The 10,624-nt window shown below is 70.6% G+C and carries 6 protein-coding genes; 1 reads left to right on the top strand and 5 read right to left on the bottom strand.

Annotation, left to right across the window (positions count from 1 at the left end; genetic code table 11):
- Positions 1 to 131: 131 nt before the first annotated feature.
- From JT1_RS18190 to JT1_RS02110, 3 genes are all read right to left on the bottom strand, one after another.
- On the bottom strand, positions 132 to 1,421 hold the full coding sequence (locus JT1_RS18190; RefSeq protein WP_169701799.1) for a trypsin-like serine protease: 1,290 nt from the start codon (positions 1,419 to 1,421) through the stop codon (positions 132 to 134).
- Between the two features lie 123 nt (positions 1,422 to 1,544).
- Positions 1,545 to 3,341, bottom strand: a complete 1,797-nt coding sequence (locus tag JT1_RS02115) for an amidase (protein ID WP_082807406.1) — start codon at positions 3,339 to 3,341, stop codon at positions 1,545 to 1,547.
- A 1-nt stretch (position 3,342) separates the two neighbouring features.
- Positions 3,343 to 3,741 (bottom strand): hypothetical protein, encoded by a 399-nt coding sequence (locus tag JT1_RS02110; RefSeq protein ID WP_169701798.1) that lies wholly within the window; start codon positions 3,739 to 3,741, stop codon positions 3,343 to 3,345.
- Positions 3,742 to 3,939: 198 nt separating this feature from the next.
- Here JT1_RS02110 and JT1_RS02105 point away from each other — a divergent pair, with 198 nt between their 5' ends.
- Positions 3,940 to 4,188 (top strand): WhiB family transcriptional regulator, encoded by a 249-nt coding sequence (locus tag JT1_RS02105; RefSeq protein WP_007925026.1) that lies wholly within the window; start codon positions 3,940 to 3,942, stop codon positions 4,186 to 4,188.
- A 77-nt stretch (positions 4,189 to 4,265) separates the two neighbouring features.
- Here the strand turns inward: JT1_RS02105 and JT1_RS02100 are convergent, their stop codons facing one another.
- A complete protein-coding gene (locus JT1_RS02100; protein WP_068322211.1) occupies positions 4,266 to 5,729 on the bottom strand; it encodes a sensor histidine kinase in 1,464 nt (487 codons plus the stop codon).
- Between the two features lie 47 nt (positions 5,730 to 5,776).
- On the bottom strand, positions 5,777 to 10,576 hold the full coding sequence (locus JT1_RS02095; protein ID WP_068322208.1) for an NAD-glutamate dehydrogenase: 4,800 nt from the start codon (positions 10,574 to 10,576) through the stop codon (positions 5,777 to 5,779).
- Positions 10,577 to 10,624: the final 48 nt, after the last annotated feature.

The following is a 10,624-nucleotide window of genomic DNA, read 5'->3' as shown; positions in this document are numbered from 1 at the left end:
GCCGGACGACGAGACAGCCCGTGGGCTCGAATCCGCCGGGGAAGTTCTCGACCTCGGCGACGTATCAGACGCTTGGCAAGCAGCCAGCACTATGGCGGCTGCAGCGAGCCCTGCCGCACGGGCGCGCCAAGTCACAGCGTCCACACCCTGAATCCATACTGATGAAATGCGCTGACAGGCGTGAATTGGTCGCACAGAACGGTGATCGTCCAGCAGCCATTGCTACCCGAGTGGATACCTGCCGCCGCCGAATTCTGGGACGGTGAATACCACGGCCCCCCACTGTCACCACCTTCGCCTCGGTCGTAGTTCATCGACACGAGATTGTGCGCGGTCTTGCCAGCGTCACGCTCATCGCTGCGAGCCTTCCTGCTAGAGAAGATGCCTCGCGAGGTGCTGCACTTGTTTCCTGAAGTCCGCCCAAACCTGCAGAACGACTTACCCTCATGGAAGTCATTCGTGACCCCGCGAACAGCACGGATCTCACTCACTCCAGCATAGAAACTTGGATAGGGATCGAAAGCGCCCGTACTCGTGTAGGCGATATCACCGTTGGACCCCCAGTGACGCCACATGTACTCGACAGTAGTGAAAGCGGATTGATTCCTATTTTGATACTTAACGCGATCTTGCCGGTAGCCGCAGTGCGCCGCGGTCGCCAATCGTTTGGTGCCGCTGTAATCGCTGCGCAGCACAAATCCAGATGTGCACGACCCCAAGTACCCACCTCCCCGCAACAGCGCGTCCAGCCCCTCTCCAGGCACATCCTTGGACGGCAGGACGGTCACCTGTAGCCCATCAGCAGGATCCGCCAGGTCCACGGACTTCGACGAACTGGCCACCTTGCTCGGCTGATCAGTTCTGATGACGACGGTGGACTCCTTCGGATTGAGTTCCGATGAGAGTCGCTCGATGTCTGGTGCGTCTACTCCCTCGACGATCTCTCGATGCTTCTCGAGCAGCTCACTCTCGGAGTACTGATACCCACCTACGAAATTCACAGCCACCGACGAGGCGCGCTCGGTCGATGCGAAGTCTCCGGCGTCCCCCGTCACGTAGATGGTCGCGGTCGTGGAGGAAAAGCTCGCGGCCACGTATCGGTCAGGTGCGTCCCGCCGCACCTTTTCGACAAGTTCGTTGAAAACCTGCTCGCGCTGCATCTTTGCCACCGCGTTCGCCGCCGAATCCCCAACAGGTTGAGACATCGTGTGCATGTCGAGGATCTCTGCAGGCGAGAACCCTCCGATATCGCCCCGCCACGTTCCGTCGGGCCCCTGTCGGTCCACGCCATCGAAAGCCTCGTCGAGCGCTGCCGCCCTGTCCGCAGGCTGGGCGTCCAGAATTGTGAAGGCCCGGTCAACCTCCGGATCCAGTGCGTTCGTCGCTACATTCGTGACAGGAGCACCCGCGGTGCGCCCCAACGCTGAGCCCCCTCCGGAGGACGTGACTGCAACAGCGAGAGCTAGCGCCACGCCCCCCCCCTAAGTACCTGATGTCGCACGGCTCCCCCTCCGGATCGCGAACCCACGTCACTGTGGGGCACGTCATACCGTGGCGTCAGACAGTCGGCCCGTCAACGCCTGCCCGCGGCAACCGGGCGATCGAGACCCAACCGGGACCAAGACCCACGCAGACTTCTCCAGCCGCGGCGTGCGCGGCGGCTCGGTGCGCCGCTGACCCGTCGCCTCGAAGGCCGCGGCGATCGTCAGCAGGCGGTTGTCTTCCCAGCCGCGCCCGGCGAAGGTCAACCCGATCGGCATGCCGATGTCGCTCATCGTGCCCATCGGCACCGTGACCGTCGGGATGCCGAGGTGGCGGGGCACGAGGTTGCCGTTGGCCACCCACACGCCGTTGCGCCACGCGAGGTCGGCCGACTCCTCACGCACGTCCGCATCGGCCGGCCCGACATCGGCCACCGCCGGAAAGATCACCGCGTCGAGCCCCAGGTCGTCCATCCACGCCTCGAGGTCGACGCGGCGCGTCTCCTCCAGGCCACGCAGACCCCCTTCGAGCAGGGGCAGGGTCGTGACGTCCTCGACCACCCCTGCCTGCCGCGCCCGGGTGACGTAGTCGGCGAGGTCGAAGTCGAGCTCGCCGTAGCGGTCGGGCAGCGCGCCCTCGGGGTGCGGGAAGATCCGCGGGCCGTCGACGTCGGCGAGCCGGTGCAGCGCGGGGTCGCCGTTGGCCCGCAGGAAGGTCTCCCACCCCCACATCGACTGCTCCCAGATCTCCTCCTCGAGATAGCCCTCCGGGAGCTGGCCGCGCGTCGCGATCGTCGGCGCACCGGCACGGTCACCGTCGTAGTTGGACACCACGGGGAAGTCGGTCTCGACGACCTCCGCCCCCGCTGCCTCGAGGTCCGCCCGCGCCGCCGCGAAGAGCTCCAGCGAGCTGGGCCGCGGCACGATCCGTTCACCGATCGGTCCACCGAAGCCGACGCCGGTGCCCGCCCCTTCATCGGTGCCGAGGTACATCCGCGGCACGCCGAGTCGCAGCCCGCGCAGCGGCGCCGCGCCGTCCTGCGCGAGTGCCGGGTAGGACTCCGGCCGCACCTGCGAGGCCGCGGGCACCTCGATCCACGGCTGGGTGCGCCACAGGTCACCCGTGGTGTCCGGATCGTCGGCGACGACGACGTCGAGCACCTCGAGCAGGTCGGCCATCGTCCGCGCGTGCGGCACGACGACGTCCATCGACGGCACGAGCGGCCAGTTGCCCCGCACCGAGATCACGCCCCGCGAGGGCGTGTAGGCGCACAGCGCGTTGTTGCTCGCCGGCGCCCGCCCGGAGGACCAGGTTTCCTCCCCCAGGCCGAAGGCCGCGAAGCTCGCCGCCGTCGCCGTCCCCGAGCCGTTGGAGCTGCCGGAGCCGAAGGCCGCGGTGAGGTAGTCGCCGTTGTAGGGGCTCTCGGCCCGGCCGTAGACCCCGCGCTGCATGCCGCCGTTGGCCATCGGCGGCATGTTGGTCAGGCCGATGAGCACCGCGCCGACGCCGCGCAGCCGCTCGATGGTGAAGGCATCGCGCTGCGCGACGAGGTCGGCGAAGGCCGGCGACCCGCTGGCACAGGTGAGCCCGGTGGCCAGGTAGGAGTCCTTGGCCGTGTACGGGATGCCGTCGAGCGGGCCGAGGGTCTCCCCCTTCGCCCGGCGGGCATCGCTGGCGCGGGCATCGTCGAGGGCCGCGGTGTTGGGCACGACGACGGCGTTGAGCCGCGGGCCGGCGCTGTCGTAGGCGGCGATGCGGGCCAGGTAGGCGGTGACGAGCTCCTCGCTCGTCGTCGCCCCACTCTCCAGCGCAGCCCGGAGGGAGGCGATGTCCGCCTCGACGACGTCGAAGGGAGCCATCTCAGAGGGCCCGGTCCGGCAGCTCGGGCACGGGCGTGAGGAGGGCGGCGGCGATCCCGACGAGCGCGAGGACGGCCAGGCCGAGGCCGAACCAGAGCCCGCTGCTCGTCGCGAGTGTCCACGCGGCGGGCAGGAGCAGGACATTCCACACGATGGTCGGCGTGCGCGGCCACGAGGCGCCCTTGAACCAGGCCGAGGCGAGCACCGCGAGCAGGATCGCGAAGATGATGCACACGACCATCGTCATCGAGGCGGTGCTCGGGTCCTCACCGTCCCCACGCGTCAGCTCCAGGGCGTACAGACCGGCCGTGACGAGCAGCATGAGGACCTGCAGGAGGCATACCCCGGCGGCGGCGAGGACGGCGGGGCGAGGGTGCGAAGGGGGTTGGCTGGGGGTCACGACGAGCAGCGTAGGTGACCGAACACACGCCGTGCGGGAACAATGAGGACGTCCCACACCGTTGGCATCCCGAGCGGTATCTTGGACAATGGTGTGTGTATTGGCCTGTGGACACGCCACGGGCTGTGTGCGCACCATGGTCGTCAGGCCAGTCCCCGGCCGCACACGACCCTCCCGACGACAAGGAGCACCACCCCCATGGATTGGCGCGACCGCGCAGCCTGTCTGGACGAAGATCCGGAACTGTTCTTTCCCATCGGCAACACCGGCCCGGCGATCGCCCAGATCGAGGAGGCCAAGAAGGTGTGCCGTCGCTGCGAGGTCGTCGACACCTGCCTCAAGTGGGCCATCGAGTCCGGCCAGGACGCCGGTGTCTGGGGTGGCCTCTCCGAGGACGAGCGTCGTGCCCTGAAGCGCCGCAAGGCCCGCGCCCGGCGCGCCGGCTGAGCGCACCCGCACCCTGACCGCCGTCTCCGAGCACCTGCTCGGGGGCGGTTTCGTCGTGCTCGGCCCGGTCCCGCGGCTCAGGAGTCGACGCTCCGCAGCCGCACGCTGAACCTCACCCGGGTGCCGCGCGGCTCGGCGTCGTCCCACCGGATCTGGCCCCCGAGGTCGTGGATCATCGAGGTGACGATGCGCGTGCCGAGCCCCGCCCGGCTCGGTCGGAACCCGGTCGGCAGCCCCCGGCCGTCGTCGACGACGCTCACGCGCAGGATGTCCTCGCCCTCCTCCTCGGTCGTGCGCTGGGCGTCGACGTGGACATTGCCCCCGTCGGGGACGCCGTGCTCGACGGCGTTCTGCACGAGCTCGGAGAGGATGAGCCCGACCGCCGTGGCCTCCTCGGCGCGCACCTGGCCGAAGGAGCCGGTGAAGTGGGAGTCGATCGCCCCGGACGTGCGGGCCACCTCGACGATCGCCCGCAGACCGCGCACCGCGACGTCGTCGAAGTCGACGGCCTCGGCGAAGCCGGTGCTGAGGGCCTCGTAGACCATGGCGATCACCCCGACCCGGCGCACGGCCTCGTCCAGGGCCACCTTGGCGGAGGTGTCGGGCACGCGGCGCGACTGCATCCGCAGGAGCGCGGCGACCGTCTGCAGGTTGTTCTTCACCCGGTGGTGGATCTCGCGGATCGTCTGGTCCTTGGTCATCAGCTCCTCGCCGCGACGACGCAGCTCGGAGACGTCACGCGCCAGGACGATGGCGCCGTGGCGCCGGCGACCGCTCATCAGCGGCACGGCCCGCAGGGCGAGCGCCGCCCCCTTGGCGCTCACGTCCGCTCGCCAGGCGGCGCGGCCCATGGCGACGAGCGCGAGGCCCTCGTCCACGTGCCCCTCGAGGTGCGGCAGGCCGCTCAGGACCTGGAGGAGCACCTGCCCCTCGATCGGGCCCTGGTGCCCGAGCTGCCGGACGGCGCTCAGGGCGTTGGGCGAGGCGTACTCGACGACACCGGACTCGCTGAGCCGCATGACGCCGTCCCCGACGCGCGGTGCGCCACGACGCGCCCCGCTCGGCGCCACCTGCGTGGGCCAGCTGCCCTGCGTGACCATGGCGAAGAGCTCGTCGCCCATGCCGGCGTAGTTCTCCTCGAGGCGGGTCTGCGGACGGCCGCTGTCGAGCTGGTCGTGGATGCTCAGGACCCCGATCGTGCGGCCGGCACGCACCACCGTGCGCGCCCGCTCGTGGAGCAGGTCCTGGCCGCGCTCCCGCACGTGCTCGCTCTGCCCCTCGCGCGCCGCCTGGTCGATGAGGTCGCCGAAGACCACGGTCGCGTCCTGCCCGACGACCTCCTCCACGAAGACCATCGGCCCGGTCATCGGCCGGGCGTGCGCGACGGCCACCCAGCTGTTGTCGTTCGGCAACCACAGCACGAGGTCGCTGAAGAGCAGGTCGGCGAGCAGCTGCCAGTCCTCGACGAGCAGGTGGAGCCACTCGGTGTCGGCCGCGTCCAGGCCGGGGGTGGTCCTCAGGAAGTCCGCCAGTGTCCGCACGTCGTGATCCTAGTGACGTGCGGACACCGCCGGCCCGGGCGCCTCGGTCACCGGGTGACGGACCGCAGGGTGCGCAGCGCGACGGACAGCGCGGCGACGCCGGGGCGGTTGAGCTGACGGATGCCGGCGAGCTGGCCCTGCACCCGCTCGAGCGCCTCGTCGTGCTCGTCCGACCATTGGGCGAAACGGGCCGCCGGGTCGTCGCCGGCGTGCCCGAGCACCGACCCGGTGAGCGTGTGCAGCGTCGCGTAGAGGTCGTCGCGCAGCGCGGCACGGGCCATGGCGTCCCACTGCTCCTCCCGGGGCAGCTGGGTGACCATGATGAGCAGCTCGTCGATGCCGAAGGCCTCCGAGACGAGGTAGTACGTCTCCGCCACCTCGCGGGTCGTGCGCCCGCCGTCGCGCGCCATGTCGACCATGTCGAGGACGGGGTAGAGGTCGAGCAGGCCGGCGCTGCGCCGGGCCAGGTCGGTGGGCACCCCGGCGTCGACGAGGTCCTGGGTCTTGCGGGCCAAGCGGTCGGCCTGCTCCCCCCGCAGCAGCTGGGGGATGTGCGGCGCGATCTCGGCGACCGGCTCGCGGAAGCGCTCGATCTCCGCCGTCACGTCCAGACGCCCGGACCGGTTGGCGAGGAACCACCGCACCGACCGGTCCATGAGTCGCCGCAGCTCCAGGTAGAGGCGCGTCTGCACGCGGGTCGGCACGACGTTGTCGAGCGCCTCGACGGCGGCGACGTACTCGTCGAGGCCGAAGACCTCGCGGCACACGAGGTAGGCGCGCGCCACCTGTACCGACGTCGCACTCGTCTCCTCCGTCGCGCGCTGGACGAAGGTGATCCCGCCGCGGTTGACGAGGTCGTTGGCGACGACGGTCGTCACGATCTCCCGACGAAGGGGGTGTGCCCGCAGCTCCTCGCGGAAGCGCTCGCGCAGCGGCGTCGGGAAGTAGTCGACGAGCCGGCGCTCCGTCGCCGGGTCGTCCGGCAGGTCGGAGTCGAGCAGGTCGGTCTTGAGCGCCAGCTTCGAGTACGCGAGGAGCACCGACAGCTCCGGCGAGGAGAGCCCCTCCCCCGCCGCCATGCGGTCGTGGACCTGTGCGCGGGTCGGCAGGAACTCGATCTCGCGGTCGAGCTCGCCGCGTGCCGTCAGAGTCTCCATGAGCCGCTCGTGGACGACGAGCATGGTCCCGTCCTGGGCCCGGGCATTGCCCAGCAGGACGTTCTGCTCGTAGTTGTCGCGCAGGACCTGCTCGGCCACCTCGTCGGTCATCGACGCGAGCAGCTCGACGCGGGCGTCCTCGTCGAGGGTGCCGCGGCGGATCGCCTCTCCGAGGAGGATCTTGATGTTGACCTCGTGGTCGGAGGTGTCGACGCCGGCGGAGTTGTCGACGGCGTCGGTGTTGATGCGCACCCCGGCCACGGCGGCCTCGATCCGACCGCGCTGGGTGGCGCCGAGGTTGCCGCCCTCGCCGACGACGCGGGCGCGCAGCTGGGTGCCGTCGACGCGGATCGCGTCGTTGGCGCGGTCACCGACCTCGGCGTGGTCCTCGTCGGTGGCCTTGACGTAGGTCCCGATGCCGCCGTTCCACAGCAGGTCGACGGGGGCCTTGAGCACGTGGTTGATCAGCTCGTTGGGCGTCAGCGACGTGATCCCTTCGAGGCCGAGCGCACGAGCGGCCTGCTCGCTCACCGGGACCGACTTGGCGCTGCGCGGCCAGACGCCGCCCCCCTCGCTGATGAGCGAGCGGTCGTAGTCGTCCCAGGTGCTGCGCGGCAGGTCGAAGAGGCGGCGGCGCTCGGCGAAGGACGTGGCCGCGTCGGGCTCGGGGTCGATGAAGACGTGGAGGTGGTTGAACGCCGCGACGAGGCGGATGTGCTCGGAGAGCAGCATGCCGTTGCCGAAGACGTCGCCGCTCATGTCACCGATGCCGACGACCGTGAAGTCCTCGGTCTGGGTGTCGTGACCCAGCTCCCGGAAGTGCCGCTTGACCGACTCCCACGCGCCTCGGGCGGTGATGCCCATGCCCTTGTGGTCGTAGCCGACCGAGCCGCCGGAGGCGAAGGCGTCGTCGAGCCAGAAGCCGTACTCGCGGGCGATGGAGTTCGCGAGGTCGGAGAAGGTCGCGGTGCCCTTGTCGGCCGCGACGACGAGGTAGGAGTCGTCCCCGTCGTGGCGCACGACGCGCTCCGGCGGCACGATCGCGCCGTCCACCCGGTTGTCGGTGACGTCGAGCAGCCCGCAGATGAAGGCGCGGTAGGCCGAGCGACCGGCCTCGAGCCAGGCCTCGCGGTCGGCGGCGGGGTCGGGCAGCAGCTTGCCGACGAAGCCGCCCTTGCTGCCGGTCGGGACGATGACGGCGTTCTTGACCATCTGGGCCTTGACGAGACCGAGCACCTCGGTGCGGAAGTCGTCGCGTCGGTCGCTCCACCGCAGGCCACCCCGGGCGACCGCGCCGAACCGCAGGTGGACACCCTCGACCTGGGGGCTGTGCACCCAGATCTCGAAGGCAGGGTGCGGCTTGGGCAGGTCCGGCACCCTGGCCGGCTCGAGCTTGAAGGACATCCGCGGCAGCGGTCGGCCGTCGGCGTCACGCACGAAGTAGCTCGTGCGCAGGGTCGCGCCGACCACCCCGACGAAGGCACGGATGATCCGGTCGTGCTCGAGCGAGGAGACGTGCTCGAGCGCGTCGTCGATGCGCTGGGTGATCTCCTGCTCGGCGGCGGCGCGCGCGTCGTCGGCAAGGCCGGCGTAGCGCTCCGGGTCGAAGCGGGTCTCGAAGAGGTCGACGATGTCGCGGGCGATCTCGTGGTGCTCCACCAGTGCAGCCTCGAGGCTGCGCTGGCTCCGGCTGCCGCCGCCCTGGCGCAGGTAGCGGGCGAGCGCGCGCAGCAGCCCGACCTGGCGCCAGGTGAGGCCGGCCCGGATGACGAGGGCGTTGAACCCGTCGGACTCGGTCCGCCCGGCGCGCACGGCGAGCACGGTCGACTCGACGAGGGCCCGCAGGTCCTCGTGGCTGTACGCCTCCCACAGCGCGGGGTCGGAGACGCGCAGCGCGAAGTCGTAGACGCCGGCGCTCACCCCGTCCGTGCGGGTCAGCGTGTAGGGCTCCTCCTCGATGACCTGCACCCCGAGGTCGCGGAACATCGGCATGAGGTCGTCGAGGATCAGCTCCGCGATGCTGAAGAGCTTGAAGCGGCGCACGGACGGGTCCTCACCCCCTCCGTGGCCACGTCGCGGGTCGTAGAGCGCGCAGGCGAAGGGGGTCCCCTCGTCGAGGGTGACGAGGTTCTTCAGGTCCGCGACGGCCTGGGCGGGCGCGAAGTCCTCCTGGTAGTCGAGCGGGAAGCCGTCGATCCACGACTCCAGCAGGTGCTCGGAGCGGTCACCGACGAGCTCGCGGGCGGTGGTGACGAGGCGCTCCTCCCACGTGAGCACGGCCTGGCCCACGGAGTACTCGAGCTCGGCCCGCACCTCTCCGCGGGGCAGCCGGACCCCCGTCGACCCCCTGAGGATGTAGTACAGCCGCGCCATCGGCTCCTCGGAGACGTGCGCGGTGAAGGAGACCTCGTCGGCCCCCGTCGCCTCGCAGAGCTCCTGCTCGATGCGGTGCCGCACCTTGGTCGTGTAGCGGTCGCGCGGCAGGTAGATGATCGCGGTGACGAACTGCCGACCCGAGTCGAGGCGCAGGAAGGTCGCGGTGCGCATGCGGTGGACCATCTGCTGGATCCGGGTGACGACCCGCAGCAGGTGGTCGACGGGCGCCTGGAAGAGCTCGTCGCGCGGGAAGGTCTCGAACAGGCGCATCGCGAAGCCGCCCGAGTGGCTCTGGCGCGCCCAGCCCGACTCGGCGAGGACCTGCTCGACCTTGTCCTTGATGAGCGGGATCGTCAGGACCGAGCTGGTGTAGGCCGTCGAGGCAAAGAGCCCGGCGAAGCGGCGCTCGACGAGGCGGCCCTCGGCGTCGTGGAACCGCACGGCGATGAGGTCCGGGTGGGTCGCGCGGCGGACCGGCAGCACCGCGTGGGACTTGCCCACGGTGACGCAGCCGAGCTCCTCCGGGTCGACGGGGCTCTCGCCGAGGGGCGTGATCGCCTCGGCCGTCGAGTCCGAGCGCAGGATGCCGATGCCGGTGCCCGGGATGGCCCGCACCCCGTCCGCCTCGACGAGGTGGTCGCGGGCACCGATGAAGGTGAAGTGGTCGTCGACGAGCCAGCGCAGGAAGTCGGCCGCCGCACGCTGCGAGGGCGCGTCCCCCGTGCCGTGCCCGGCGTCCAGCGCGTCGGCCAGCTCGAGGGCCGCAGCGCGCATCGGCTCCCAGTCGTCGACCGCCAGGGCCACGGCGTCGACGACCTCGCTGATGCGCTCCTGGACGACCATCGTGTCGCAGCGCCCGTCGAGCTCCACACGGATCCACGACTCGTCGACCAGCCCGTCCTCTTGCGGGGTGCGCGGGTCGAGGTCGACGACCTCGGTGAGGACCCCGTCCTCGTCGCGACGCACGACGAAGAGCGGGTGGATGAGCATGGAGACACCCAGGCCCTCGCTCGCGAGCTCGCCGAGCACGGAGTCGACGAGGAAGGGCCGGTCCGCGGTCACGATGTGCACGACCCCGCGGACGACCTCGACGACGGACGTGCCCTCGGGTCGGCGGGCGGCGGCTTCCCGGTGGGCTGTCGCGAGTGCGACGAGCTCGGTCGCGCTGCGCTCCCGCAGGACCTCGACGTCGACGTCCCGGAGGTATCGATCGACGAAGGCAGGGTCGGCACCTGCCGCGCGGGCGGCGGCGGCGATGTCCTCGGCCGTGACGGGCGCGGGGTCGATGGCAGGGTGGACAGGCGGCTGGGCCATGGATGAGCGTCCTCGAGATGCATGTCTTCGGTTCCTGCGGGACGTCGT

The sequence above is a fragment of the Janibacter terrae NBRC 107853 genome, from assembly GCF_001591405.1.
Lineage (GTDB): Bacteria > Actinomycetota > Actinomycetes > Actinomycetales > Dermatophilaceae > Janibacter > Janibacter terrae.
The sequence above is the reverse complement of the archived record's forward strand: the minus strand, read 5'-3'. Positions and strand labels throughout refer to the sequence as shown.

Bases quoted from the DNA above. Each gene is read 5' to 3' on its own strand.
- JT1_RS02115 (WP_082807406.1), bottom strand. From the start codon at position 3,341: ATGGCTCCCTTCGACGTCGTCGAGGCGGACATCGCCTCCCTCCGGGCT.
- JT1_RS02105 (WP_007925026.1), top strand. From the start codon at position 3,940: ATGGATTGGCGCGACCGCGCAGCCTGTCTGGACGAAGATCCGGAACTG.
- JT1_RS02095 (WP_068322208.1), bottom strand. From the start codon at position 10,576: ATGGCCCAGCCGCCTGTCCACCCTGCCATCGACCCCGCGCCCGTCACG.